Source organism: Pseudomonas sp. LBUM1641 (assembly GCF_059716235.1).
The window spans coordinates 1,107,954-1,134,750 of sequence record NZ_CP166815.1 but is presented as its reverse complement, the minus strand read 5'-3'; the positions used below and the strand labels follow the sequence as shown (position 1 = coordinate 1,134,750).

General features: G+C 60.9%; 25 protein-coding genes. 9 read left to right on the top strand and 16 right to left on the bottom strand.

Annotated elements, in window-relative coordinates; translation table 11 throughout:
• The first annotated feature begins 20 nt into the window (after window positions 1-20).
• The 3 genes from ACA046_RS05115 (at window position 21) to ACA046_RS05105 (ending at window position 3,372) form a co-directional block, all read left to right on the top strand.
• Window positions 21-1,397 (top strand): L-serine ammonia-lyase, encoded by a 1,377-nt coding sequence (locus ACA046_RS05115; RefSeq protein WP_497676038.1) that lies wholly within the window; start codon window positions 21-23, stop codon window positions 1,395-1,397.
• Window positions 1,398-1,457: 60 nt separating this feature from the next.
• On the top strand, window positions 1,458-2,753 hold the full coding sequence (locus tag ACA046_RS05110) for a serine/threonine transporter (protein ID WP_076017626.1): 1,296 nt from the start codon (window positions 1,458-1,460) through the stop codon (window positions 2,751-2,753).
• A gap of 301 nt (window positions 2,754-3,054) precedes the next feature.
• The gene (locus tag ACA046_RS05105) at window positions 3,055-3,372 is read left to right on the top strand and encodes a DUF3509 domain-containing protein (RefSeq protein WP_076017627.1); all 318 of its coding nucleotides are present in this window, start codon (window positions 3,055-3,057) and stop codon (window positions 3,370-3,372) included.
• On the opposite strand, the gene ACA046_RS05100 is transcribed toward ACA046_RS05105, so the two are convergent.
• The 4 genes from ACA046_RS05100 to ACA046_RS05085 form a co-directional block, all read right to left on the bottom strand.
• Entirely contained in the window at window positions 3,369-3,857 is a 489-nt protein-coding gene (locus tag ACA046_RS05100) for a phosphate-starvation-inducible protein PsiE (protein ID WP_497676037.1), read from the bottom strand. The two genes, ACA046_RS05105 and ACA046_RS05100, sit on opposite strands and share 4 nt — an antisense overlap.
• A gap of 172 nt (window positions 3,858-4,029) precedes the next feature.
• On the bottom strand, window positions 4,030-4,299 hold the full coding sequence (locus ACA046_RS05095; RefSeq protein ID WP_010176957.1) for a type II toxin-antitoxin system RelE/ParE family toxin: 270 nt from the start codon (window positions 4,297-4,299) through the stop codon (window positions 4,030-4,032).
• Window positions 4,289-4,480, bottom strand: a complete 192-nt coding sequence (gene relB, locus ACA046_RS05090; protein ID WP_093201623.1) for a type II toxin-antitoxin system RelB family antitoxin — start codon at window positions 4,478-4,480, stop codon at window positions 4,289-4,291. The genes ACA046_RS05095 and relB overlap by 11 nt, the downstream gene beginning before the upstream one ends.
• 173 nt (window positions 4,481-4,653) lie before the next feature.
• Window positions 4,654-4,989 (bottom strand): DUF6124 family protein, encoded by a 336-nt coding sequence (locus tag ACA046_RS05085; RefSeq protein ID WP_459026175.1) that lies wholly within the window; start codon window positions 4,987-4,989, stop codon window positions 4,654-4,656.
• Between the two features lie 461 nt (window positions 4,990-5,450).
• Here ACA046_RS05085 and ACA046_RS05080 point away from each other — a divergent pair, with 461 nt between their 5' ends.
• A complete protein-coding gene (locus ACA046_RS05080) occupies window positions 5,451-5,711 on the top strand; it encodes a YebG family protein (protein ID WP_003212789.1) in 261 nt (86 codons plus the stop codon).
• Window positions 5,712-5,901: 190 nt separating this feature from the next.
• On the opposite strand, the gene ACA046_RS05075 is transcribed toward ACA046_RS05080, so the two are convergent.
• Window positions 5,902-6,627 (bottom strand): dienelactone hydrolase family protein, encoded by a 726-nt coding sequence (locus ACA046_RS05075; protein ID WP_087695180.1) that lies wholly within the window; start codon window positions 6,625-6,627, stop codon window positions 5,902-5,904.
• Between the two features lie 204 nt (window positions 6,628-6,831).
• On the opposite strand from ACA046_RS05075, the gene ACA046_RS05070 reads away from it, so the two are divergent.
• Entirely contained in the window at window positions 6,832-8,139 is a 1,308-nt protein-coding gene (locus ACA046_RS05070; RefSeq protein ID WP_497676036.1) for an acetamidase/formamidase family protein, read from the top strand.
• A gap of 6 nt (window positions 8,140-8,145) precedes the next feature.
• Here the strand turns inward: ACA046_RS05070 and ACA046_RS05065 are convergent, their stop codons facing one another.
• Window positions 8,146-9,165 (bottom strand): Leu/Phe/Val dehydrogenase, encoded by a 1,020-nt coding sequence (locus ACA046_RS05065; RefSeq protein ID WP_076017715.1) that lies wholly within the window; start codon window positions 9,163-9,165, stop codon window positions 8,146-8,148.
• Between the two features lie 186 nt (window positions 9,166-9,351).
• Between ACA046_RS05065 and ACA046_RS05060 the strand changes: the two genes are divergently transcribed.
• Both ACA046_RS05060 and ACA046_RS05055 read left to right on the top strand, forming a co-directional pair.
• A complete protein-coding gene (locus ACA046_RS05060) occupies window positions 9,352-10,155 on the top strand; it encodes a SirB1 family protein (RefSeq protein ID WP_167663775.1) in 804 nt (267 codons plus the stop codon).
• Window positions 10,156-10,197: 42 nt separating this feature from the next.
• On the top strand, window positions 10,198-11,022 hold the full coding sequence (locus ACA046_RS05055) for a class I SAM-dependent methyltransferase (protein WP_497676035.1): 825 nt from the start codon (window positions 10,198-10,200) through the stop codon (window positions 11,020-11,022).
• On the opposite strand, the gene ACA046_RS05050 is transcribed toward ACA046_RS05055, so the two are convergent.
• The 4 genes from ACA046_RS05050 to hmgA form a co-directional block, all read right to left on the bottom strand.
• Window positions 10,993-12,360, bottom strand: a complete 1,368-nt coding sequence (locus tag ACA046_RS05050; RefSeq protein WP_167663777.1) for an MFS transporter — start codon at window positions 12,358-12,360, stop codon at window positions 10,993-10,995. The genes ACA046_RS05055 and ACA046_RS05050 overlap by 30 nt on opposite strands.
• A gap of 68 nt (window positions 12,361-12,428) precedes the next feature.
• Window positions 12,429-13,073 (bottom strand): maleylacetoacetate isomerase, encoded by a 645-nt coding sequence (gene maiA / locus ACA046_RS05045; RefSeq protein ID WP_497676034.1) that lies wholly within the window; start codon window positions 13,071-13,073, stop codon window positions 12,429-12,431.
• 12 nt (window positions 13,074-13,085) lie between these two features.
• Window positions 13,086-14,372 carry a fumarylacetoacetase gene (gene fahA / locus ACA046_RS05040; protein WP_459026165.1) on the bottom strand — a complete coding sequence of 429 codons (1,287 nt, stop codon included), beginning with the start codon at window positions 14,370-14,372 and terminating at the stop codon, window positions 13,086-13,088.
• Between the two features lie 3 nt (window positions 14,373-14,375).
• Window positions 14,376-15,659 (bottom strand): homogentisate 1,2-dioxygenase, encoded by a 1,284-nt coding sequence (gene hmgA / locus ACA046_RS05035; protein ID WP_497676033.1) that lies wholly within the window; start codon window positions 15,657-15,659, stop codon window positions 14,376-14,378.
• A 119-nt stretch (window positions 15,660-15,778) separates the two neighbouring features.
• Between hmgA and ACA046_RS05030 the strand changes: the two genes are divergently transcribed.
• Window positions 15,779-16,567: an IclR family transcriptional regulator gene (locus ACA046_RS05030; RefSeq protein ID WP_167663781.1), complete on the top strand. Its 789-nt coding sequence runs from the start codon at window positions 15,779-15,781 to the stop codon at window positions 16,565-16,567.
• Between the two features lie 155 nt (window positions 16,568-16,722).
• Here the strand turns inward: ACA046_RS05030 and ACA046_RS05025 are convergent, their stop codons facing one another.
• From ACA046_RS05025 to ACA046_RS05015, 3 genes are all read right to left on the bottom strand, one after another.
• Entirely contained in the window at window positions 16,723-19,203 is a 2,481-nt protein-coding gene (locus ACA046_RS05025) for a LuxR C-terminal-related transcriptional regulator (RefSeq protein ID WP_497676032.1), read from the bottom strand.
• Between the two features lie 240 nt (window positions 19,204-19,443).
• Window positions 19,444-20,811 (bottom strand): DUF1329 domain-containing protein, encoded by a 1,368-nt coding sequence (locus tag ACA046_RS05020; protein ID WP_497676031.1) that lies wholly within the window; start codon window positions 20,809-20,811, stop codon window positions 19,444-19,446.
• Window positions 20,812-20,837: 26 nt separating this feature from the next.
• The gene (locus tag ACA046_RS05015; RefSeq protein WP_459026158.1) at window positions 20,838-22,628 is read right to left on the bottom strand and encodes a DUF1302 domain-containing protein; all 1,791 of its coding nucleotides are present in this window, start codon (window positions 22,626-22,628) and stop codon (window positions 20,838-20,840) included.
• Window positions 22,629-22,708: 80 nt separating this feature from the next.
• On the opposite strand from ACA046_RS05015, the gene ACA046_RS05010 reads away from it, so the two are divergent.
• Window positions 22,709-22,951, top strand: coding sequence for a hypothetical protein (locus ACA046_RS05010; RefSeq protein WP_459026156.1), 243 nt, complete (start codon window positions 22,709-22,711; stop codon window positions 22,949-22,951).
• A 161-nt stretch (window positions 22,952-23,112) separates the two neighbouring features.
• On the opposite strand, the gene ACA046_RS05005 is transcribed toward ACA046_RS05010, so the two are convergent.
• The 3 genes from ACA046_RS05005 to ACA046_RS04995 all read right to left on the bottom strand — a co-directional run bounded on the left by ACA046_RS05005 (window position 23,113) and on the right by ACA046_RS04995 (window position 26,684).
• Window positions 23,113-24,024, bottom strand: coding sequence for an SDR family oxidoreductase (locus ACA046_RS05005; RefSeq protein ID WP_177083339.1), 912 nt, complete (start codon window positions 24,022-24,024; stop codon window positions 23,113-23,115).
• Between the two features lie 975 nt (window positions 24,025-24,999).
• Window positions 25,000-25,902, bottom strand: a complete 903-nt coding sequence (locus ACA046_RS05000; protein ID WP_459026152.1) for an alpha/beta fold hydrolase — start codon at window positions 25,900-25,902, stop codon at window positions 25,000-25,002.
• Complete coding sequence (locus tag ACA046_RS04995) at window positions 25,902-26,684, bottom strand: class II aldolase/adducin family protein (RefSeq protein WP_167665440.1); 783 nt, start codon at window positions 26,682-26,684, stop codon at window positions 25,902-25,904. The genes ACA046_RS05000 and ACA046_RS04995 overlap by 1 nt, the downstream gene beginning before the upstream one ends.
• Window positions 26,685-26,797: the final 113 nt, after the last annotated feature.

The window sequence follows — 26,797 nt, the reverse complement described above, 5'->3', positions numbered from 1 at the left end:
ATTGCTTGTAAGGGTTTAGCATGGCTATCAGTGTTTTCGATCTATTCAAGGTAGGCATTGGTCCTTCCAGCTCCCATACCGTGGGCCCGATGTGGGCGGCGGCGACCTTCGTCCAGGCGCTGATCGACCAGCAATTGCTCGACGAAACCCGTCGCGTAGAAGTGCGCTTGTACGGCTCGCTGTCCGCCACCGGTGTTGGCCACGCCACCGACCGCGCCTGTGTGATGGGCCTGATGGGCGAATGGCCAGACAGTATCGACCCCACTAGCATTGGCCCTCGCATCCAGCAATTGCGCGAGTCCGGCCAATTGCTGCTCGCCGGCCGCACGCCGATTGCCTTCAACTGGCAACACGACCTCCTGCTGCTGGACGAAAGCCTGCCCTACCACCCCAACGCCATGTCCCTGCACGCCTATGGCGAAAACGGCCTGTTGAGCGAGCAGACGTACTACTCGGTGGGTGGCGGTTTCATCATCGAAGCGGCGGAAGCCGAATCCGGCATCGCGCCGACCAGCGAAGTGCAATTGCCTTACGACTTCTCCAGCGCCGTCGAGCTGCTGGCCTTGTGCAACAAGCACGGCCTGCGGGTTTCCGAACTGATGATGGCCAACGAACGGGCCTGGCGCAGTGACGCCGAGATCCGCAGCGGCCTGCTGCATATCTGGTCGGTGATGCGCGAATGCGTCGAACAAGGCCTGCGCCACGAAGGCATCTTGCCCGGTGGCCTGGATGTGCCACGGCGCGCGGCGAAATTGCACCGCAGCCTGCTGGAAATCGGCAAACCCAACGTCATCACGTCGACCTTGTCGGCGATGGAATGGGTCAACCTGTTCGCCCTCGCCGTCAACGAAGAAAACGCTGCCGGTGGTCGCATGGTCACCGCGCCGACCAATGGCGCGGCGGGAATCATCCCGGCGGTGCTGCACTACTACATGAAGTTCAACCCGGACGCGTCCGACGATGACGTGGTGAATTTCTTCCTCGCCGCGGCCGCCGTCGGCATCCTCTGCAAGAAAAACGCCTCGATCTCCGGCGCCGAAGTCGGCTGCCAGGGCGAAGTCGGTTCGGCCTGTGCCATGGCCGCCGCAGGTTTGGCCGACATACTCGGTGCGTCTCCGGAACAACTGGAAAACGCCGCCGAAATCGGCCTGGAACACAACCTCGGCCTGACCTGCGACCCGGTTGGCGGGCTGGTCCAGGTGCCGTGCATCGAGCGCAACGCCATCGCCGCGGTCAAGGCGATCAACGCCACGCAAATGGCCCTGCGCGGCGACGGCAAGCACTTCATCTCCCTGGACCGGGTGATCCGCACCATGCGCGACACCGGCGCCGACATGCACGACAAATACAAAGAAACTTCACGGGGCGGCCTGGCGGTCAGCTGGGTGGAGTGCTGAGGAGCATTCCCTGATCGCCCCAACGTGAGCCCGCGCAAAAACAATAACGAGGCAATAACGATGACCGATGTACGTACACCTGCTGCCGAAAATCCTGCTGTAGACCTGACGCCGACCACCGTTACACAAGGCTGGAACAAACATGACACCACCTGGATGCTCGGCCTCTACGGCACCGCCATCGGTGCCGGCACCTTGTTCCTGCCGATCAACGCCGGTGTCGGCGGCTTCTGGCCGTTGATCGTGCTGGCGCTACTGGCCTTCCCGATGACCTTCTTCGCCCACCGTGGGCTGACGCGCTTTGTGTTGTCGGGCAAATCCGGCGACATCACCGACGTGGTGGAAGAACACTTCGGCATCGGCGCCGGCAAGCTGATCACCTTGCTGTACTTCTTCGCGATCTTCCCGATTTTGCTGGTGTACAGCGTGGCGCTGACCAACACCCTGACCAGCTTCATGGAACACCAACTGCACATGGCGCCGCCGCCCCGGGCGATCCTGTCGCTGGTGTTGATCCTCGGCCTGATGGCCATTGTGCGTTGCGGCCAGGGCGTGATCGTCAAGGCCATGAGCGTGCTGGTGTACCCGTTCGTCGCCGCCCTGCTGCTGTTGGCGGTGAGCCTGATCCCCAACTGGAACGGCGCGTTCTTCGCCTCCGCCAGCGAAGGCATGCCGCTGCCGGCTTTCTTCAAGACCTTGTGGCTGGCAATCCCGGTGATGGTGTTTTCCTTCAATCACTCACCGATCATCTCCGCCTTCGCCGTCGACCAGAAGCGCGTGTACGGCCCGCAGGCCGAGCGCAAAAGCAGCGGCATCCTGGCCATGGCCCACAGCATGATGGTGCTGACGGTGATGTTCTTCTGCTTCAGTTGCGTGCTGGCCCTGTCGCCGGCTGACCTCGCCGCCGCGAAGGCGCAGAACATCTCGATCCTGTCGTACCTGGCTAACCACTTCCAGACCCCGGTGATCGCCTACGCCGCGCCGTTGATCGCGCTGGTGGCAATCACCAAATCCTTCCTGGGCCACTACATCGGCGCGAGCGAAGGCTTCCAGGGCCTGATCGTCAAATCCCTGCGCGGACGTAACCGTTCGATGTCCGCCAAGTGGCTGGAGCGCTGCACCGCGCTGTTCATGGTGCTCACCTGCTGGGCCGTGGCCACCTTCAACCCGAGCATCCTCGGCATGATCGAAACCATGGGCGGGCCGATCATCGCCTGCCTGTTGTTCCTGATGCCGATGTACGCCATCCGCCGAGTGCCATCTTTGCGCCAGTATTCGGGCCAGGCGTCGAACGTGTTTGTGGTATTGGTCGGCTTGATTGCGCTGTCTGCGATCGTTTTTTCCGTGATGCCCTGAAACGGATCACCGCGCGTAAAAACACCGCCAACCCAATGTGGGAGCGGGCTTGCTCGCGAAAGCGGTCGTTCAGCTGAGGATTCATTGGCCGACACACCGCATTCGCGAGCAAGCCCGCTCCCACAGGGGTCATCCGATGGCAGGCAGATTTGCTGTACGGCACGCCCTTTGCTGTACAGCTACTGAGGAAAACGGACCTTGTGAAAGCCTCAGCGAGCGAATGGCCGGTGGTCAGGAAACGCGAACTAATCCCGACACCGGTCGTCAATGACTGCATGTTCTTATCAGGCGGTAACGCACCATGGACAACCCTTTTCAGATCATCACCGACACCTTCGCCCCGAAATACCGGGTCAATTTAAGCATCCAGCGGCTGGACGGCAGCATCATGCTGACCCTGTCCGATGAAGACGGCGTCGTGGCCAAACGCATGATCAGCGCCGAACAACGCAACGACCCACAGCGCCTGAAACGCCTGGTGCAAAGTGTGCAATTCGGGATTGCGATCGAACAGGGGCATAGCGCGATCGAGATATTGGCGGTGATGACCGATGGGGACAGTCACAAAGTGTTGCAGCGGCCGCCCGTCACCCGGCCGCCGCTGAACGTCGGGTTTTAAACCTCGCCTTTCTCTGTTTCAAGGCTCGCTTCGCCCTTGCGGCGCGGGCCTTCGACCTTCACCGACGGAAACGCCGACGACGCATACCGCACCACCAGAATCGCGAATGCCAACAGCAGAATCCCGCCGCACAGGTAGATGATGCCGATGTCGGGCGGGTTGTGGTGGGAGACGTTGGAGATCAGCAGACGTGTTAGTGCCGTGATCGCCACGTAGATCAGAAAGCGCACCGGCATATGGTTGGTCTTGAAGTAAATCCCGACCATCGCCCCCAGTTCCAGGTAGATGAACAGCAGCAAGATGTCATCGATCTTGATGTGCCCCGTTTCCAGCATCCCCAGAAACTCCATAACCGCTGCATAGGCAGTCACCGCACCAATGGCGAACAGCGCCAGGTAGTGGAACGTCTCGACGAACAGATTTCCCAAGGACTCGGCCAGTTGGTGCACGGCCTTGCGCAGGTTTTCAGCCCAGTTGATTTTCACGATGATGCTTCCTTAGGTCGGCTCGACCGGATAATGCAGGTTGGACGTGACGGTTTCTCTGCATGCAGAAAAAAGGCCAGGGAACAGGGAGTGAGATGGTGGCGGGGTGATATGAGGCACGTGTGAAGGGAGAGGAGAACAAAAAACACTCCTCATCCCAACCATCAACTGCTCAAGGGTATTGCTGTCGCGCGTGTAAAACCGCCAGGACCCGAACAGAGTCGGTGACTTGGTAAACCACCAGGTAATTGGGATGCACGACCATTTCTCGTGTGCCGCCAACACGGCCTGTTCGGTAAAGATGAGGTCTGCGGGAGAGGGCCAATACTGAGGCTTCTATTGCTCGGTTCAGCTCAAGAGCGGCATTGGGATTGCGATCGCTGATGTAATCAAGAATTTTCCAGAGTTGCGCCCGCGCAGCGGGTGCCCATTCAATCAGCATCGCCTTTCTTGCGTTTAGATTCGATCAGCGCCTGCATTTCGGCCATCACCTGATCGTGAGGGATGCCGGGACTAGGGTCATCCAAAGCGGCTTGCACCTTGGCACGAAACCAGCGGTCGTAGCTGGCAGCTTGCTCCTCGGTTTCGGTCAGGGGAGCTCGAGGAAAAAAGGAAGTGCTCATAGGGGCCTCCGTTGTCGATGAGAAAGGAGTCTAGTCGCTAGACTTTTCACTGTCGTGGGCCAAGCGATGAAGTGAGTAACAGAAAAAGTCGCCGTTTGGACTCAACAACTGAAAAGAACAGGCCTCGCACGAGCGTACTTAGCCTGCCTCCTCCGCTTATTTGGAATACCGGTTCAGGTTGGCGCGACCTGATCGAGCGCTTGATCGACCAATAAGCCACTCATTTCCAGTAATTGATGGATCGCCAGCAACAAGCTGCGCTGTGGGCCCTCAAGCTCAAAAGCCAGGCTACAGGCCATTTCACGGGCACTGTTCAACGTTTCGCTGGCGTTGGCGAGTAACGTTTCGGTGTCGGCATTGGGCGTTACGCTGAAAAGAATCGAGGAGGGCTCGGAAGGTGGTTCAGGTGTTTCTGGGCGCAGATAGTGATCAATCGCGCGGTTGGCTGCGGCTTGAAGACGGGTGTCAGTGTGTGAATCGTAAGGCGGGCTCGGGGTAATCTTTTTCATGGTCAGACTCTTCCGTATTAAGGACCGTCCCCATCTGCCGCCAAGCAGATTGGGTGACGGATTGCACAAGGTTGGCGGACCGGTACGAAAGAAAACCGGCACCCCGAAGGGTCCATGCGCAACCCGTCATGACACAGGAATACAAACGCCAGGAAGCGTCTGCAATCTTGTTGGGACGTTGTTACGCCTTTCGTTACCGAGCCGCCAAGCCCGTTCGCTGCATTTGCAGCGCCCGAGGAAGGTAAGCGAACGGACGAAACCGGCGCAACCCCGGCAAGTTGTCAGAAATTTCTCTTGCTGCAAACCCCCGGATTCCAACTACATTGAAAAGCCACTACCCAAAGCCCATGGATTGGCTTATGCTTTTAGCTGTATATAAATACAGTAGTCGCGAGAACGCTTGGCGACACTCGAACCAAGGGCAACTCCCTTCAATACTGCACCGATGACGAGGCCGAAAAATGGCTGTTGAAACCCTGTATCGCAGTACCCGTGACCTGGAGACTACATTCGTGGATCGCAAACTTGCCGACGCACACGACCAGATGCTTGAACTGGCAGAGTCCCTGATGGAAGTGCTGTTGAAAAACGTCGAAGGCTTGAGCGAGAAGCAGGCAGAAGATGCCGGTATTTTCATGGCCAAGAACCGCGCGGCGTTTGCGGCGGCGTTCAAGAACAATGCGAGTGCATTGGCGGAGATTGGGCAACCAGCGGCTGAGTGATGCATTGCCAGTAGTGGCGAAAGGGCTTGCTGTGGCCGAGGGAGCTTGCTTGTGGCTAGGGAGCTTGCTGTGGCGAGGGAGCTTGCTCCCGTTGGAGTGCGCAGCGCTCCCAAGCTTTTGGGTCTGCTGCGTAGCCCAGCGGGAGCAAGCTCCCTCGCCACAGGTTATGCGTTGATGCCTTTCACATGTGTCATGCCTGCCACAAGGTCTTGCCGAAGAACGTCAACGTCCGGTCCCAAGCCAGTTGCGACCAGGCAGCATCGTATTGCGTATCCGCAATACGGCCATCGCCAATCGCTGTCTCGTTGGCAAACGCATGACGCGCCAGATAACGATGGAAGGTCGCATCCACACCGGCTGCGTGCAGTTTTGACTCCAGCTCAGCCACGGTGTCGATGTTGAAGAAGGCATCCTGTGTGCCCCAGTGTCCAATCAGCGGCGCCTTGATCTTCGACGCATCCAGGTATTCCAGCGGCGGGAAGCCGTACCACACCACGCCCGCCGCCACTTCCGGAATCGCGTTCAACGCCAGCAACGTCAACGCCCCGCCCATGCAGTAGCCGGTCACGCCGACTTTTTTCGAATCCGCCTGCAAGTACTGCACGGCACCCTTGATGTCCTGAGAAACCGCATCACCAAAATCCAAGCCATCCATCAGGTGATGAGCTTCTTCCTCTTCCACCGTGGACGCGCCGCGATAAAGGTCCGGTACCAGTACACGGTAGCCGCACTCGGCCAAGCGATTCGCCACGCCCTTGATCTGGTCGTTGACGCCCCACCATTCCTGAATCACCACGATCGCCGGCGCGCCTTCGAGTACCGCCGGGCTGGCCAGGTAGCCGTTGACGTCCGCGCCATCCGGGCGTTTGAAGGTGATCATGCGCCCGCTGGAGCGCCCTGCTGTTTGTTTGGACATGCCAACCTCGTTCTGATGGGTTTGATAACAGAGATATCTGTATTTGCCCGTGACCGCCACTGCGGGTGTATCAAAGTGTGTATGGATGCCCCTCAGATACACACGTACCGGCAATCGCGGCAGCGCGACACACGACAGATACACACCGGCGTTTAAGTGATGAAGCCTGTTCAACATTCAATCACCCAGGGCCCGGAAAATAAAATGAATAACCTCCCTTCTGTAGACCGCCTCACCGTCACCTCCTACACCAATGGGCTGCTCGGCCCCAGCCAGAAAATGCTCGGCCCGCTGGCCGACGGTGGCACCTTGATCACCGGTACCCCGCCCGGGTGCTGGGGCCCGATGATTACGCCGGCCTTTGAGGGTGGCCATGAGGTGACCCAGCCGGTGTTTATCGCCGGGGCCGAAATCGGCGACTCGGTGGCGCTGAAGATCAAGCGCATGCGGGTCACCTCCCTGGCCACATCGTCGGGGGTCATGAGTTTTGTCGAAGGGCGTTACCACGGCGACCCGTTCGTCGCGAAGTTCTGCTCCAATTGCGGGCAAGAGCATCCCGCCAGCCACGTCGAAGGCATTGGCGAAGAAGCTATCCGCTGCGATGCCTGCGGGGCTGAAGTCAGTGCATTCCGTTTCAGTAATGGCTACGTGATCGTCCTGGATGCCGAGCATCAGGTGAGTCTGACGGTCAATCAGGCCGTGGCGGATCGCCTGGCCGGCAAAGCCTCGGACATGTCGGCGCTGCCCGAATTGTCTGCCCAGCATTCGATCCTGTCGCTGGCACGCGCCGACATCCCCGGCCTGGCCGCGCATATGCGCCCGTTCCTGGGCAACATCGGCACCACGCCTTCGAGGGATCTGCCGGATTCCCACAACTGCGGCGACTTCGGCCAGTACCTGGTGGGCGCGCCCCATCGCTACGGCATGACTCATGAAGAACTGCACGCCGCGAAAACCGATGGCCACATGGACACCAATTCCGTGCGCGAAGGCTGCATCCTGATCTGCCCAGTGAAAGTCCCCGGCGCCGGGGTGTACATAGGCGATATGCATGCACAGCAAGGCAACGGCGAAATTGCCGGGCACGCCACCGATGTGTCGGGGGAAACCGAACTGACGGTGCAGGTGATCAAAGGCCTGAACCTGGACGGCCCGATCCTGCTGCAAAACCTCGACGACCTGCCGCCCATGGCACGCCCAATGACCGCGGAGCAACGCCTACAGGTGAAGGCATTGGGCGAGCGCTGGGGCCAGGTGGAGATCGAGGAGAACGCGCCCATCACCTTTATCGGCAGTGGGACCAATCTGAACGTCGCGACGGACAACGGGCTGGAACGCGCAGCCGCCGTGACCGGGCTGACGATCGACGAAGTGCGCAACCGTGCGACCATCAACGGCTCCATCGAAATCAGCCGCCTGCCGGGAACCGTGCGGGTCACGATCCTGTGCCCGATGCACATCCTTGATCGTATGGGCGTGGGCCAACTGGCCCGGGATAAATATCAGCTTTGACCCGCCTCAGCGGTACAGCAACCGCTCCGCCAGCTCATCCGCCACCCGCGCGGGTGAGCGTTTTTCAGCCTGGGCATGGGCGAAGATTTCGGTCAGGCGGGTGCCGATGTTCGACAGGTGCGCGGTGATGGTTTCCAGCTCCGCGCCGCCGTGCTTGAGGGCAACGTAGATCAGCCCGCCGGAGTTGATCACGTAGTCCGGCGCGTAAAGAATCCCACGGCCTTCCAGTTGATCGGCCACTTGCAGGTTGGTCAGCTGCGCACTCGCGGAGCCGGCCACCGCCGCGCACCGCAACTGCGCGACCGTGTAGCGGTTGAACACCGCGCCCACGCCGCAGGGCGCGAGGATGTCGCACGGGGTGCTGAGCAGGGCTTCGTTGGCAATCGGGTGCGCGCCCAGCTGTTCCATGGCCAGTTGCACCTTGCCATGGTCAATGTCGCTCACCAGCAATTCCGCGCCGGCGGCGTGCAGTTGCTCGGCCAGTGCATAACCGACGTTGCCCAGGCCCTGGATCGCCACGCGCAAACCTTCCAGATTATCGCTGCCCAGGCGGGCCATGGCGGTGGTGCGGATGCCAGCAAATACGCCCATCGCCGCGTGGGGCGACGGATCGCCAGCCGCCGTGGTGCTGGTGACATAGCGGGTCTGCTGGGCGATGCAATCCATGTCGGCCACCGAAGTGCCGCTGTCGATGGCGGTGATGTAGCGACCGTCGAGCTGCTCGATGCAGCGACCAAAGGCCTCAAACAGCGCGGCGCGGCTTTCCACATGGGCCGGGCGGATGATCACCGCGTTGCCGCCGCCCACCGGCAACCCCGCCAGTGCGGCCTTGTAGCTCATGCCTTGGGCCAGGCGCGCGGCATCCTCCACGGCACTTTCATCGTCGGGGTAAGAGAGATAGCGGCAACCTCCAAGGGCGGGGCCCAGGCGGCTGTTATGGATGGCAATGACCGCCTTCAACCCGGTGGCCGGGTCAACGCTCAGGTGCAGCGATTCAAGGCGGGTGCTGTGCATGAGCGCAAACATCGTCGAGCTCCCGAATCACTTCTGGTAGGCGCCAAGTATAGGACTGCCAGCGAAACCCTGCCCGAGCGTGCAGGAATAAGGCCACCGGTTTTAAAGGGTTTGCGACATAAACAGGTAGGACACGTCTTAAGGTACTGGACGAAAGTTCGCAGCAAGGCTAAAACGAGACATCCGCCGGAGAACCCAATGAAGCCCCGCGACGCCTTTTTTGCCTGCCTTGAACGGTCACCGCCCGCGCTGTTTGAAGCCGCGCTGTGGATGGCAGCCGAGCACGACCCGGCGGTGGACCCGGCGGCCATCCTGCAGGACTTCAAGGTGTTGCAACAGTTGGTCAGCCTCAGCATGCCGATGCTGCCGGCGGATGAACTCGGGCAACCCTTGCTGCGGCGCATGAACGACCTGGGGTTTGCCCAGGATGACCACACCCCGCTGCGCCCCGCCGCCGCGCTGCTGGACAAGGTGTTGAAGCGCAAGCGCGGGCAGCCGCTGGCCCTCGGGCTGATTGCCCTAGAGCTGGCGCGGCGCCTGGACATTCCGCTGGTCGGCGTCAACTTCCCGGGGCACTTCCTGTTGCGCGTACCGGGCGCCGATCATCTACTCGACCCCTGCGGCGGCCGACGCCTGTACCCCAACGATTGCCGCGACCTGCTGACTCGCCAGTACGGGCCGAATCTCAAGTTGCAGGCCGACCACCTGCACACTGCCGAGCCGCGTTCGATCCTGCAGCGGCTGTCGCGCAATCTGCGCCAGTTGCACCTGTCCAACGACGACCACCTGGCCGCTCTGGTGGATGCCGAACGCGTGCTGGAACTGGGCAATGCCAGCGCCGCCGATTACCTGGCCCGGGCCAGTTTGTATCAGCGTCTGGATTGCCCGAATGCTGAGCGTTTTGATCTTGAGCATGCCTTGATGCTCAGCGAAGACCCGATCCAGCGCCTGCGCCTGACCGAACGGCTGGGGCACTTGCCGCCCAACTCTGTGGTGCATTGACCCGCATGGCGTAAGCTGTACCGCCCCATGGATGAGGTTGTCATGCCCCTGCGCTCCCCCGCCGAACGTTACCTCGAAGATTTTCACCATCGCCAGCCCGGCACCACCAGCGCGGCATTCGCCGAACTGCCGGCGGTGAAATACAGCTCATCCTATGCTGCCTTGACTGCGCACGTGCCCACCGCACAAAGCCCGATGAACGTGCTGGACCTGGCCTGCGGCGATGGTTATCTGCTCAAGCTGCTGGCCGACCGCCAGCAACCCGGCTTGCAACTGATCGGTGTCGACATGAGCCAGGCCGAACTCGACGCCGCCCGCGAGCGTCTTCCAGTTGAGGTCACCCTGCTCAAGGAACGCGCCCAGGCATTGAGCGTGGCCACGGCCAGCGTCGACGTATTGCTGTCGCACATGGCGCTCATGCTGATGGATGATCTTGAACAGGTACTGCAAGAGGTACAGCGGGTATTGCGCAGGGGCGGCACATTGGCGGTGCTGATCGGCAGGAGTTTTCTACTGGGCCCTGTCGGCGACGCGTTTCTGGACGCCTTTCGTCCAATCGCCAAGGAAGACCAACTGGCCCACATGCCAATGGGCGACCCGCGCACGCGCAACGAAGACGGCTGGCGAGCCTTGCTGGCAGATCATTTCACTGACATCCGCTTCGAAGACATCGACGTCCACTGGCAGCCTCAGCCAGCGGCACTGTGGACGTCATTGAAAGAAACCTACGATATCGACCGGCTGACAATCCCTGCCAAGGCCCGCCTGAAAGAACGCTTCCTGGCCGCCATCGCTCACCTTCAGCAGAACGATGGCAGCGTGTCCACCGGCTGGGGATTACGCGTGATCAGCGCCAGGCGCCAATAACGTATCAGGGCCTGTTGGCGCTGCGCCCTTGGGCGAACGCACCTGAATAATCAGCAACGCCGCTATCACCGCCGGAATCGCGCAGAAAAAGAAAATCTGCTGCACCGGTATGTGCATCGCCAGCAGCATGCTGCCGAACAGTGGGCCGAGGATCGAGCCGAACCGCCCGACGCCCAACGCCCAGCCCGTACCGGTTGCTCGCACGTGAGCCGGGTAGAAGTTACTGGCGAACGCGTTCAAGGTGAGCTGACCGCCGATGATGCAGAAGCCCGCCGCAAACACGCAGGCCACCAGATAACGCGGGTTGTCGTGGTTCAGTCCCAGCAAAATGGTGCACACCGCCGCCGCTGCCAGCACACCGGACAAAAGGCGGACTTTGCTTTTCAACCGGTCGGCAAACCAGGCCATGCCGATGGCACCCAGTGTCCCGGCGAACAGGAACATCGAGGTCACCAGATTGGCTTCGTTCAGGCCCAAGCCGCTTTCCAGCAACAGCGAAGGCAACCAGCTGATCATGAAATACAGCAGGATCAGGCTGACAAAAAACGTCGCCCATAACAGCAAAGTCGGGCGCGCGTAACCATGGCGGAACAGCTCCACCACCGTCAATTTGCTGCCTTGCTCCTGGCGGTTTTGTTCCTCGCTCGCCGCCGGTGGTTGCCAGTCGGGCAGCATGCGCGCGGTGACTTTTTGCAGGCGCGCATAAGGCGGTGCATCACGCAGCAGGCGCGGCAGCGATTCAGGCAGCATCCAAGCGAGAAACGGGAACAACAGCAATGGCGTCACACCACCGGCGAGGAACACCGCCTGCCAGCCGAAACTGTCGATAAACCCGGCCGCGACAAAACCACCTGCCGCACCACCGAAAGAGAAGCCACAGGCCGCCAGCGTCACCATCAACGTTCGCAAGCGTGGTGGCGAATACTCCGACATCAAAGCCATGGCGCTGGGCATCGCACCGCCCATGCCGATGCCGCAGATAAAGCGCGCGGCCATCAGGGTATTCAGGGAATTGGCGAACACCATCAGCACCGTGAGGCTGGCGTAGATCAATACGCAGCACAACAGGATGCGCCGCACCCCGAAGCGATCCGCCAGCGGTGTGACGGCCAGGGAGCCGAGGGTCAGCCCCAGCAGGTTGGCGCTGAACACCGGGCCGAACGCGGCTTTTTCCAGGCCCCAGTCCTTGGCCAGCGCCGGTACTACATAGCCCAGGACTTGGGCGTCGTAGCCGTCGGTGACCAGTAACAGCGCAAGCAACAGGAGAATCAACCACTGATAGCGCGACACCGGGCGGGCGTCGAGTGCCGCACGAAAGCTGGCAATCTGATTGTGCATCGCAAGGGACCTGTATTGTTTTTATATATTTGGGAAACGCTGAAGATCACATGTGGGAGCCTGGAGATTTATGGCGTGTCAGGGGTATCCGGTTGGTTGGCGGGGTGAGCCGCCATGAACGCCGGATGCTGCGCCGCCAATCCCGCCACTCGCTGAATGCGCGGATACGCCGCCAACGACACCTTGAACCGCTGCGCCGCATACAACTGTGGAATCAAGAACGTATCCGCCATCCCCGGCTGGTCGCCAAAGCAATAACCCTGATCACCAATCAACTGCTCAACCGCCGCCAGACCCTGGCTGATCCAGTGCCCGATCCACTCCAGCACCTGCGCTTCATCGTGCCCCCACTGCTTGAGCAGATTCTGGGTACTGGAGTTGTGCAGAGGGTGAATGTCGCAACCGATGATCGACGCCACCGCGCGCTCATGGGCGCGGGTTGCCAGATCCCTGGAGAGCAACGGCACCTGTGGATAACGTTCCTCCAGGTATTCGATGATCGCTGGCGACTGAATCAATACATCCCCATCATCCGTGCGCAAGGCCGGTACACGACCTTGCGGGTTGATCGCCAAGTACTCCGGCTGATGGTTGGCGCCGCCCTTGGGCACCAGCAGGTTGACCGGCACCGCGGTGAAGTCCAGGCCCTTGAGGGCCAGCGCGATCCGCACCCGGTACGACGAAGTGGAGCGGTAGTAGGTATAGAGTTCCATGGCCCTGCCCTCTTAGCGCGCCGCGACCACGGTACCCCGGCATTCGCCGAAGCCGATGGAGGCAAAACCGTCGCGGCTGCAGCGCGCGCGCAGGATGATTTCGTCGCCGTCTTCGAGGAATTTACGTACTTCGCCGGAGGCCAATTCGATCGGCTTTTTACCGCCCTCGGTGATTTCCAGCAGGCTGCCGAACTGACCGGCTTCCGGCCCCGACAAGGTGCCCGAACCGAACAGGTCGCCGGCCTGCAACTGGCAGCCGTTGACGCTGTGGTGCGCAACCATTTGTGCGACGGTCCAGTACATGTGTTGGGTGTTGCTCAGGGTCAAGCGATGGGCCGGCAGGTTCTGCTCACGCATCGAGGCGGTGGTCAGCAGTACTTCCAGTTCGATATCAAAACCACCGGCGGCCTGGTCGCGCTTGTCCAGCAGGTACGGCAGGGGTTGCGGGTCGCCTTGAGGGCGCGCCGGTTGTGCCTTGCGGAATGGTTCCAGGGCCTCAGCCGTCACCACCCATGGCGAAATGCTGGTGATAAAACTCTTCGACAGAAACGGGCCCAGTGGCTGGTATTCCCAGGCCTGGATATCCCGCGCCGACCAGTCGTTGAGCAGGCAGAAACCGGCGATGTGATCAGCGGCGTCACCAATGGCAATCGAGTCGCCCATGGCATTGCCCTGGCCGATCCAGATGCCCAGTTCCAGCTCGTAATCCAGGCGGGCGCAGGGGCCGAAGGTCGGCTCGGTTTGACCGGCTGGCAGAGTCTGGCCTTTAGGGCGGCGGACCTCGGTGCCCGACGGACGAATCGTCGACGCACGGCCGTGATAACCGATCGGCACGTATTTGTAGTTGGGCAGCAGCGGGTTATCGGGACGGAACAATTTTCCGACGTTTTGCGCGTGCTCGATGCCGACGTAGAAGTCGGTGTAATCGTTGATTTTGGCCGGCAGGTGCATCTGGCAATCGGCAGCCGGGTGCAGCGCTGATTGCAGTTTGCCTTGCAGGTCGCTGCCTTCCGCCAGCAGTTCCAGCAGGCGTTCACGCAGGGCCACACGCGGGCCGCGACCGAGTTCGAAAAACGCGTTCAGTTGACCGCCAGCGGTGGCTTCAACCGCACGGCGGGCTTCACCGTCAAAAAATTCCAACGCGGCATGCAGATCGAAAACATGGTCGCCGATCGCCACGCCACTGCGCGGTTCAGCGCCGTTAACGCTGAACACACCCAAGGGCAGGTTTTGCAGCGGGAAATCCCGGTGACCGTTGGCGGAAGCCACCCAACTGCGGGTGAGATTAGGCTGAGTCATGGGTTATCTCCGATTCGGGTTGAAGGTTGCAGGGAGCGAGGCCCAGCAAGCGTCGTAAGAAGGTTGCAGCTGTGAGCATTCCAGCGCGAATTGTGTAGGACGCAGCACCTGGCTGGTCTCGAACATAAAGGCCATGGTGTTATCAATCTTGTGGGGCGCCAGCTCCACGTTGATGGCCTTGGTGCAGGTCTCGCCATCCGGGCCATGGGCGCTCATGCAGCTGTGCAACGACGCGCCGCCGGGCACAAAGCCTTCGGCCTTGGCATCGTAGGCGCCCTGGATCAGGCCCATGTATTCGTTCATCAGGTTGCGGTGGAACCACGGTGGCCGGAAGGTGTTTTCGGCAACCATCCAGCGGGGCGGGAAGATCACGAAGTCGAGGTTGGCCAGGCCGTGCACGCTGGTGGGCGAGGTCAATACGGTGAAGATCGACGGGTCCGGGTGATCGAAACTCACGGTGCCGATGGTGTTGAAGCGGCGCAGGTCGTATTTGTACGGCACGTTGTTGCCGTGCCACGCCACCACGTTCAGCGGCGAATGGTCCAGCTCGCAGCCCCAGAGTTCACCGAGGAATTTCTGCACCAGCGTGGTCGGTTGCTTGAGGTCTTCGTAATGGGCGACGGGGGTGAGGAAATCCCGTGGGTTGGCCAGGCCATTGCTACCGATCGGCCCGAGGTCCGGCAGGCGCAGTGGCGCGCCGTGGTTTTCAGCGACGTAGCCGCGGGCTTGTGCATCCAGCAACTCGACGCGGAATTTCAGGCCGCGGGGCAGCACGACAATTTCCAGCGGCTCCACTTCCAGCACACCCAGTTCGGTGGCGATGCGCAGGCGGCCCTGCTCGGGAACGATCAACAGTTCGCCGTCGGCGTTGAAGAACACGCGGTCCATGGAGCGATTGGCGCGGTAGTTGTAGATGCTGATGCCTGAGGGCTTTTCCGATCCGGAGTTGGCGACCATGCCGACAAGCCCATCGATGAAATCTGTCGGCTCTGCGGGAATATCCAACGGGTTCCAACGCAGGCGATTAGGCGTCACAGCCCCAAGCGGGCCACCGGCCAGTTGCCGCTCCAGCTTGACGAACGCCGGGTGATTGGCCGACGGCTGGATGCGGTACAACCAGGTGCGCCGGGCTTCGCTGCGGGCCATGGTGAAGGCAGTGCCGGAGAAGAGTTCGGTGTACAGCCCGTAGGGCGCTTTTTGCGGAGCGTTCTGGCCGACCGGCAGTGCGCCGGGCAAGGCTTCGCTGGCAAATTCATTGCCGAAGCCTGATTGGTATTCGAGGGTCATGGATCGTCCTCTGAGCGGAAGTTGTTTTTATCGTAATCCAGTTACGAATAACGTAATTTGATACCTGTTGACCGTCAAGCTATAAAGACGCCCATTCGTCTTTCGGATTCATGCCTTCCATGGAAAAGCCGCCCGCCCCTCGCGACACCGGTAAACAGAAAGTCCGCTCGGCTGAAGTGGGCACCGACATCCTCAAGGCCCTGGCCGAACTGTCGCCGGCCACCTCGCTGTCGCGCCTGGCCGAACATGTGCAAATGCCGGCGAGCAAGGTCCACCGCTATTTGCAGGCGCTGATTGCCTCCGGTTTTGCCGAACAGAACACCGCCACCAACCATTACGGCCTGGGCCGCGAAGCCTTGCGCGTGGGTTTGGCCGCACTGGGCAGCATGGACGTGCTGAAAGTCGCCGCCCTGCCCCTGGCGGAACTGCGGGACGAGTTGAATGAAACCTGCTTCCTGGCCGTTTGGGGCAATCAAGGCGCGACCGTGGTGCACATCGAGCCGGCGGTGCGCGCGGTAACGGTGGTGACGCAATTGGGCTCGGTGTTGCCGCTGCTCAGTTCATCCACCGGGCTGGTGTTCAGCGCGTTTCTGCCGTCGCGGGAAACCGTGGAGTTGCGCGAGCGGGAGATTCAGGCGGGCATCGCCCATGCGTTGGCGGATGACCAGGCCTACGCCACCGCTTGCGAGCAGATCCGCCAGCGTGGCCTGCACTTTGTGCACGGTTTGCTGATGCCGGGTGTGGACGCGTTGTCGGCACCGGTGTTCAACGCGGTCGGGCAGGTGGCGGCGGTATTGACCGTGGTTGGGCCGACGTCGCTGTTCCATGCCGACGAAGACGGCCCGGCGGCGAAGCGTTTGTTGGCGGCAACCCAGGCGGTGAGTTGGCGGATGGGTTATCAGCCCTGACTCCCAGTATCAGGCACACAACAAAGCAAAATGTGGGAGCGGGCTTGCTCGCGAATGCGGTCTGTCAGTTAAAGCATCAGTGACTGATACACCGCATTCGCGAGCAAGCCCGCTCCCACATGTGATCTTCATTGTTTGAGAAATGGCGCTTGGCTTCAGGCCATCAATCCCAAGGTTTTAGCCTTGGCCACCGCCTGGGTACGCCGCTCCACCCCCAACTTGCTATGAATCCTCCGCGCATGGGTTTTCACCGTGTGCAGCGAGATAAACAACTGCCCGGCAATTTCCAGATTGGAATTGCCCTGGGCAATCAATTGCAGCACCTCAAGCTCGCGCTGGCTCAGAGGGTTTTCCCCCGCCGTCGCCAGGCACTCTTGCGGCTCCAGCCCCAACGCACTCAACAATCCCGGCTGCCTGAGGCGCAACTCGCGAATCGCCTGTTGTACCTGGCATCGTCCTGCCAGTTCCAACCCGGCTTCCAGTGAGCGCACGGCCAACGGTCGATCGCCGACTTGCCAGGCCACTTCCCCCAACACCAACTGCAATTCCGCTTCCAGGCACAGCATGCCGCGCTGACGGGCAGTCTCCAGCAATGCACTCAGGCGGGCGATAGGCTCTTCGGCGCGGCGTAATTTTACTTCCGCCAGCACCTGCAAATACTCAAGTCGCGGGATCAATTCAAGGGTGGCCGGCGGCGCCTGTTTGGCCTTCGGGCCACGGTAGTGCCGCAGCACGCGGGTCACCGCTTCCAGGGTCAGTTCGGCGCGGCCCTGTTGCAGCCAGAAATGCCCGCTGAGCAACAGCAACACGGCGCGGTACACGGTGTCGGGCACCTGGCGTTGCTGCATCAGGCGCTCGGCGTCCCGCAACTGGATAAACGCCTCGGCGTAATCGCCTTTGTTGGCGGCCAATAAAGCCAGACCGAGGTAGCCATAGAGCACGCGTTTGTCCTGGCTGTGCAGGCACATGCCCAGGCCGGATTCGAAGCATTCGGCGGCCACGGCGTCGTGCCCTTGGCGCAAGGCCAGATGCCCACGCCGCAAGGAAATCCGCCCCATCAACGGCCCGGCTTTAAGCCGCTGTTGCACCAGCATGCGCTGCACGTTTTCCAGCAGGCTCTGGGCCCGATACGGCGCGCCGCGCTGCTCCAGCAACTGCGCATGATCGAGTTCCAGCAACGCCTCCAGCAGCAACGAGCCATGGGAACGCGCCAGGCAAAGTGCTTCACGGTTCAACGACTGGGCGACGTCCAACTCGCCACGCAGCAAGGCTTGCTGGGTCAGGCCCGACAGGCACATCAGGCGCGAGGTCCAGGCACTCTCGGGCAAGTCTTGCAGGGCTTCCAGAAAATGTTCCCGGGCGCGTACGGCTTCGCCTCCCAGGTGCAACAACCAACCCCATTGCGCCTGCCAGCGGGCCAGCAGATAGCGCTGCGAATGCGCAGTCGGTTGCGGGGTGAAACGCGCCAGTTGATCGATGCATAACGCCGCCTGGTCAAAGCGCCCGGCAAACAGCAACGCCGCCGTTACCAGGCCCACCAGCTGCGCCGAACCCAGCATCAATTCATCGCCATGCTGCTCATGCAGGCGCAACAAAAGCACCGCATTTTGCTGGCGGAACAAGTCTTCAAAACTGAAGTGCTGCAACAGGCTCACGGCCACTTCGTACTCTTCGGCCAGCAGCGCCTGCTCAAACGCGGCTTGCCAATCCTCGGCGGCGGTAAACCACTGGCAGGCGCGACGGTGCCAGGAGCGCTTGGCCGGCCACGGTTCGTCGAGTAACAGTTGCGCCAGCGGCGGGAAGATTTGCAGCCAGTCGGTGGAGTCTTCCCAGGGTTCGATAAAGGCGCCCAACGTCTGCAAGTCACGCAGATAATCACCGAAGCCGAACAGGTGATCACACAGGCTCGGGTTGAAACGTGGCAAGTGCGCAAGCACGCGCCAGGCTTCGGCCAGCTCCGGCGCCAGGCCGCTGAACAGCTCGTGTTGCAGGTAGTCGAGCAAGGTTTTGTCGGGGTGCCCGTCGCTCTCAAGCAATGCGATGCGCACGCCGGCGCACCAGCCGGCGCTGAACTTCAGCACCTTGTCGACGCAGGGCCCGGCCAAGTGCTGGATCTCGGTGTGATCAAACGCCAGCTCGGCTGCGTTGCACTCCCACAACTCATCGTCGAGCAACAGCCGTGGCCAGTTGCACGCCGGCCGCCGCCGCGCGCCAATCCACCAGGTTAAAACGGGACTGCTGGCCGCCAGAATGCGATCGAGCAGCGCATCCAGTTCAGGTGCCGGCACCCGGCAGAAGTCATCGAGAAACAGCCAGGCCGGCGCTTGCCAGCGGTTGAGGGCCAGCAGCAGCGTGGGTTCATCGACAAACACCAGGCCGAGGGTTTGGGCCAGACGCTGACACAAATCCAGGGCCGCCCCATTCAGCGGTAACCAATACACCTGGCAATCCGCAGGTGCCTGCAATGCGCATTCGGCAAGCAACGCGCTCTTGCCACTGCCGGCCGGGGCGCAGAGCAACTTCACCCGCGCCGAGGCGTTGAGCAACGGCCCGGACAAACGCGGGCGCAACAGATGATGGGGAGACAAGCGTGGCATGAATCCAGGACGATCCAGACAACGGGTCATGGCGGTCATTACTGCGTCCCTGTTTTTTATTATTAGGCGGCGTGCGCCCTACCCTAGTCCTGTGGCTGGCGGTTGTTGAGGAATATTCAGCAGGCTGATTGCCGGGCATATGTTCTAAAGGTGGAACACAGTAAATCTGGGAGCGGGCTTGCTCGCGAAAGCGGAGTGTCAGTCACCGGATATATTGACTGATACACCGCTTTCGCGAGCAAGCCCGCTCCCACAGTTTGACCGTGTTCCAATCAGGTTTTAGCGTACGCCTTCAGAACGCAATGCCGCTGGCGTGTAGTCCGCCGCCTTCGCCGCAAAGCCGAACACGAAGCTGCTCTTCTCTTCGTTCTTCATCCCCAGGGCGATGTAGCGCCCGGCGATGATGTCGTACAGGGTCTCGACGGTGTAGGCCGGCACCTGGTGGTCGTAGTAGAACTGCGCGTGACCTTCAGCGACACGCCACAGTTGGCCACGGCCGTCGTAGTGATCCACCAATGCCACTTGCCAGCTGTCTTCGTCGATGTACATGTGGCGCTTGGCGTAGATGTGCCGCTCGCTCGGCTTGACGGTACCGACCACTTCCCAGACCCGGTGCAGCTCGTAGCGGGTCAAATCCTGGTTGATGTGGCCGGCCTTGATGATGTCGTCGTACTTGAGGGTCGGCGAGTCGAGCTTGTAGCTGTTGTAGGGGATGTACATCTCCTTCTTGCCCACCAGCTTCCAGTCATAGCGGTCCGGGGCGCCGGAGAACATGTCGAAATTGTCCGAGGTACGCAGGCCGTCGGCCGCGGTGCCCGGCCCGTCGTAGGCCACTTGCGGCGCACGACGCACCCGGCGCTGGCCGGCGTTGTAGACCCAGGCCAGGCGCGGCTCCTTCACCTGGTCGAGGGTTTCATGCACCAGCAGCACGTTACCGGCCAAGCGCGCCGGGGCGGTCACCGATTGCTTGAAGAAGGTCAGCACGTTGGCGCCCTTGACCGGGTCCATGTCCGGTATCAGCTGCGGCACGGCCACTTCTTCTTCGAAACGGATCGGCGTGTAGCTGCCGTTGGTCTGCGGCGTGGCCTGGGTGATGATGCGGCGCAGGTTGCCACCGTGGTAACGGGTGATGTGGTTCCACAACACTTCAACGCCGTTCTTCGGAATCGGGAACGCGTAGTAGCGGTTACCGGTGAAGTTTTCCAGGCCATTGCCGTCGTTGATCGCATGCACGTTCAACGCACTGCGCTTGATCGACTCGTAGATTTCCGGTGGCAGGTTGACCGTGCGATGGGTCGGGTACACCGGGATCTTGTAGGTTTGCGGGTAGCGCTTGAACATCGCCACCTGGCCTTCGGACAGTTTGTCCTTGTACTTGTCGACCGTGGCGGCGGTGATCACGAACAGTGGTTTTTCACTGGCAAACGGGTCGGCGAGGAAGCCTTTGCTGTCCACCGCCCCGGCGTTTTTCGGGATGCCACCGGTCCATGCCGGGATCGAGCCGTCAGCGTTACCGGCCTTTTCGGCACCCACCGGGGTCAGGGTGGTGCCGAGCTTGGCCGCTTCTTCCGGCGACACCGCGGCAATCACGTTGGCCGCCAACAGGCTCAGTGCCAACACGCCGCATTGCAGAATCATCTTGCGCATAGTCTCTTGTCCTTCTTTAAGCCAAATCAGAAGTTCACGCCAAAGCTGAGGGCGATGAAGTCGCGGTCGGTGAGGGTGTTGTAGTCACCGCCAAAAAAGTCGGTGTAGCTCAGGCTCGCGGTGTAGGTGTTGCGGTAGTCCGCGTCCACGCCAACGCTGAGGGCCTTGGCCCCTTCGTTGAACAGGCCGTTGGGGCCGTAGCCGCTGACGTCCTGGGACCACGAGACGTTGGGCTTGAGGTTGACCCCGGCGAACACGTTGTTGTAATCGAGGATGGCCCGGGCGCGATAACCCCAGGAGTTGGCCGTGACAAAACCGTCGGTGTCGCCACCGAAGCCGTATTGGCCGTAGACCGAATCGCGGCCATAGCGCAGCTTGGATTTCGCCTCCAGCCCGCCGACGTGCACAAAAGCCGCTTCGCCCACCAGGGTCAGGCGTTCGGCGCCCAGTACCTGGTCGAAGAATTGGGTCATGGTGCTCTGGATCTGGGTGATTTCCTTGCGGCGATAGCCAGCGTTGTCGGAACCGAAGGAACTGGCGATCGGTGACGCGGCGTTACCGGCAATCGGGTTGACCAAGGCCAGCGTCAGGTCGGTGGTGTTGAGTTGTACGGGGGCATTCGGGCGGTAGCTGATTTCGCCGGTCCAGGCCGTGCCGGTGGGCAAGGTGGTCGAGAAGCTGGCACCGAACAGGCGGATGTTTTCCGGGTAGTCGAGGTAATACTGGCCGCGACCGAGCATCGTGCTTTGCGCCAGGCCGGCCCCGGACCCCGGGGCGATCCCGTTGGCTGTATTGACGATACGGCCAATGGTTGCCAGGTTGGTGTTGGCGGTGATGGTACCGACGGTCGGCGTGCGGCTGTGGTAGTTCATGAAGTACAGGCCGTACTCCGTGTCATCCCCCAGCCAGCGCAGCGCCATCCCGAACTGGCCGCCATCGCGCGCCTCGCGGTCTTTTGCACGCTGCACCACGACGCCTTCGTTCGTGACCTGGAAGCCCTGGCCGAACGCCGCCGCCACCGGTTGCAACGGCGCAATCGCCGGGCTGCCGACGGTGTAGTTGCCGTTGCAGCCGTGGGCCACCACGTCGTTGCCGAAGAAGGTGCCGCAGTTATCCACCACGGTGTTTTCCCAGTTCAACTGGTAGAAGCCTTCCACGCTCAACTGGTTGGTGAGGCTTTGGGATGCAAACACCATGTTGACCGGAATCAGCCCTTCCTTGATCTCGGCGCCGGGCCGGCGGAAGGCAGAAACGTCGATGGGGTTGATGCTGTTGATCGAGTTGCCGATGAACGTACTTTCACCCCAGCTGACCACCTGCTTGCCGACGCGCACGTTGCCCGGCAAATCGCCGATGGAGTAGTTGTGATAGACGAAGGCATCCAGTAATTCGTAGCCGGAAGAGCGCGCGCCCTCGTCCCGGTGGTTATTGCTGATCTGCTTGAATTCGCGGTCTTCGTCCTGCAGTTCGAAGTCGTACCAATACTTGCCGCGCACGAACACGCCGCTGTCGCCGTACTTGAGCTCCAGGTCATGGATGCCCTTGAAGATCTTGGAGAAGGTCTCGCCCTTCTTGAAGTTCAGGCGACCGTCATCGCCGGTGGAAGCCTGGCCCGTTCCGCCGTTGGGAATACCCACCAGCTTCTTGTCGGCGTCGCGCATGCCCCAACTGGCACCGACCGACAGCGAGGAATCGAATTGCCCTTCGATCTCGCCGATGTTGAACGAAACAGCCTGCGCCTGGGCACAGCAACCCAAAGCAACCGCAGCGGCCAGCGCCTGTGGCCTGAAGATGGCGCGCATTGTTGTTCTTGTCATGCGTCTTCCCCGGTGGTGTGACAGAAGGCCCCACCCTACTGCCCGCGATCAGGAGCGATAAGCGCACCAAGGAGGTATTCGTGTTGTCGCTCGAAAGGATGAAAGAGCGCTCTGGGCGGCGTATTGGCGAGGGTATGGACGAGATGGATGAAGGATTATCAGAAGGATGGATGGGCGCTATTGTCACTGTTGCTGGTTTGGTAACAGTCCTTGTCTTGAATCGCTATTTTTCATTCTGTAACAAAAGCCTATTCTTGCTTGGCTTTCAGGGCAAACCGCCCGCTTCCAGAACCAGGAAGAACAGCACGTTTTTTATGGATTGATCACTATTTTCAATCTGTTACCGGTGTTCACTGACGTTGATTTATTGCTCCTTGATCAAACGTCTTACTTCAGCCGCTGCCTTTGCAGCGGCTTTTTTTATGCCTGAAATAAACCGGGGCGCCATGGCGCCCCGGTTGATTAAAACTTTTTCATGCAACGATCACAGGCTGTATTTCTGCAGATTGGCCATCATCTCTTTCAAGGCTTCGATGTTGTCCTTGGGGTGAGCAGCCCCTTCGAAATCGCAGATTTGCTGCCAGTGGGCGGCGACGTCATCCGGCGAGAACCCTGCCTCAGGGTCGAACCCAACACCCAGGCTGCGCTCCCAGCGGGTCTTGCCGATCCAGCCACCGCCCACCTCGAACAGCCCGGAAGTTTCCTGGCATGCCTCGCTGCCCAGGTACACCACCAGCGGGCTGATCAATTCCGGCTTGAGGCGTTCGAAGACTTGCGGCGGGATCAGGCCTTCGGTCATGCGTGTGCCGCCGGTAGGCGCGATGGCGTTGACCAGGATGTTGTTCTTGCGGCCTTCCAGCGCCAGGGTGCGGGTCAGGCCGTACAGGCCGAGTTTGGCCATGCCGTAGTTGGACTGGCCGAAGTTGCCGTAGATGCCCGAGGTCGAGGCGGTGAAGATCACGCGGCCGTAGGCTTGCTCGCGCAAGTGTGGCCATGCGGCGCGGGTGACTTTGTAGGCGCCTTCGACGTGCACGCGGTAGACCAGGTCCCAGTCGCTGTCTTCCATTTTGTGGAAGGTTTTGTCCCGCAGGATCCCGGCGTTGTTGACTACGACGTCGATGCGGCCGAAGGCGTCGAGGGCGTTCTGGACGATTTTGTCGCCGTCGGTGACGGAGTCGTGGTTGGCTTCGGCTATACCGCCTGCTTCACGGATTTCGGCTACGACGCGGTCCGCCGCTGAGGCGTTGGCGCCTTCGCCCTGGGTTGAGCCACCAAGATCGTTGACCAGCACTTTGGCGCCGTGTTTGGCGAACAGGAGTGCATGGGCGCGGCCCAGTCCGCCGCCGGCACCGGTGACGATCACGACCTTGTCTTGGAACTGCACAGGCTCACTCATTGGGGACTCCAGGGGTGGTTAGGGGTGGATGGGTTGAGTGTCAGGCACGGGGCTTGTGGTCACAATAAATACGGTTGGGGGTGAATGGTGCGCGATAAGGCTCGGGGATGATTGGCGGGGCGTTGGGGTGAGTACATATCCATTCCTTCGGTTACGGCTTCGATTGGTTCCGCTCTTACAGCGGCTCACTTTTGAACAGCGCAAAAGTAAGCAAAACGCTCTTGCCCCACCACTCGGCACCTCGCTAATGCTCGGTGTGCCCTCAGCTCCGGCAGCACGAAGCGGGCCGCCGCGACGGGGCGTCCCTGCCCCGTCGCGGCTAAACCGGCGTCCTGCCGGTTTACCCGCTCCGTACTGCCTACGTTCGGCCAGCGTGGTTTAACGGGGCGCCTAAGATCAAGATCAAAAGCAGATCAACAGCACAGCGGCCTACCGGCCGGCTTGAGTGTGGTGAAGCAAAGGCTAAATCAAAAGCTAAAGCGGGCACGGTCCAAATGTGGGAGCGGGCTTGCTCGCGAAGGTCGTTAACGATGACGCTGGCATTCTGGATGAACGCGGCGGTCTCAGGTTTTTCGCGAGCAAGCCCGCTCCCACAGAAAAGCAGCCCTGCTTTCGCTCTGGATCTTGCCTCTGCTTCTAACACTCAAGCCGGCCTGTAGGCCGCTGTGCTCTTGCTTTTGATTTTGATCTGACTGCCCCATTCAGCCCGAGGCCGAACGCAGGTATTGAGGAGCGGGTAAACCGGCAGGACGCCGGTTTAGCCGCGACGGGCCATGGATGGCCCGTCGCGGCGGCCCGCTTCGCGGTGCCGGAGTGAGGGAACGCCGAGCCTAGGCGAGGCGCCGACAGGCGGGGCAGAGCGTTTTGGTTACTTTTGACTGGGCCGGCATTCCGGCTTTTCAAAAGTGACCCGCTGTAAGAGCGGAACCATAGGTGGCCGTTACCTAAATAACGGATATGCCCCCCATCAAAACCTCAAGAATAAGCCACACGAGAAGCCCCCACCCCAAGCCCCTCCCGAAACGCCAGATAATGCTTCAACACCTGCACCGGCGCCTCAATCTGCGGATAGTGCCCAATATTCGCCAGCAACACCGTATCCGCATGCGGCACCAGCTCACGATAGCGCTGAACCATATGCCCCCCAGAAATCGGATCAACCTCCCCATCGATCACCCGCAACGGCACCTCCCCCCGCTGCATCGCGTCCACCCATCGATCCCGCTGCTGCCTACGCTGAGGAATATACGCAATCAACTTGTGCAAAATCCGCGGCCCATCCTGGCTCTCGATCAAGCTCCAGAAATCATCCAGCGCACTTTCACTGGGCCGGGTCGAAGGCCCAAAAATCTGCCCGAAACTGTTGGCCAGCGCATTACGCCCAAACGCCCGCCCGATCATCCAACCCAACGGGCTCAGCAACAGCTTCTGAACCAACGCCGGACGATGCGTCTCCGGAAACAACCCACCGTTGAGAAACACACCACTGGCCATCTGAAACCGCCCTTCGTAATGCCGCGCCAACAGCTCCTGCGCCACACTGTCACCGTAATCATGGGCCAACACATGCACCGGCTGCTGCACCCAAAGATGCTCCAGCAAAGCCTGCTGCAAATCCGCCTGCTCCAGCAGGCAATACGTGTGATCCAACGGCTTGGCCGAGTCGCCAAACCCCAGCATGTCGCACGCAATCACTTGATAGCGCTGGGCTAACGGCTGCCAGAGGTAATGCCAATCCCAACTGGCCGTCGGGAACCCATGGATCAGCAGCAACGGCTCGCCCTGCCCCGCCACCCAATAACGAATGGTGCGGCCGCGAAACTCGAAGCTCTGGGCGCGCTGGCGCCAGATACGCAGCGGAATCTCGGCGAGTGGCATCAGCTTTTATACCCGGGGTCGAGTGCGTCGAGTTTGCGCAGCAGCGCCGGCCATGCCAGCGCGCCGCCCATGCCTTGGGCGCTTTTGGTAACCCCGGCGATCATCGCCCGGGCACCGGCCAATATCGGTGGTGCAATCGTGATCAATTCCGCACCACCGTTCTGCGCCATCACCTGGATATCGCAGGTGCGCTGAAAGATGAACATCATCAGGAAGGTATCGGCGATGCTGCCACCGCAAGTCAGCAAGCCGTGGTTGTGCAGCATCAGGAAATTGTTTTCGCCAAGGTCGGCCTGCAAGCGGGCCTTTTCCTCGTGGTTCAGCGCCACGCCTTCGTAGGCGTGATAGGCCAGGCTGGACAGCACAAACAAGGACTGCTGGCTGATGGGCAATACGCCCTGCTTCTGCGCGGAAACAGCAATGCCGGAAGCGGTGTGGGTGTGCAGCACGCAGACCACGTCGTGGCGAACTTCGTGAACCGCGCTGTGGATGGTGTAGCCCGCCGGGTTGACCTCGTAGGGACTGTCCATCAGCTTGTTGCCGGCCTGGTCGACCTTCACCAGGCTCGATGCGGTGATCTCGTGGAACATCAGCCCATAAGGGTTGATCAGGAAGTCTTCGGTGCCCGGCACCTTGGCTGAGATATGGGTGAAAATCAGGTCGTCCCAACCGTGCATCGCTACCAGGCGATAGCACGCGGCGAGGTCGACGCGGGTCTGCCATTCGGCAGCGCTGACCTGATCTTTTACGCTGTGTGTCGATTGAACAGTGGCTAGGCTCACGGCAATGACCTCCTTGGCGCGCTTTATTATTTTTTTGAGTGAAGGGGCAATCCAGGCAGAAGAGGCAGTCTAGTCAGACGCCGAGGCTGCCGTAGTTGCATTGGCAGCCACCT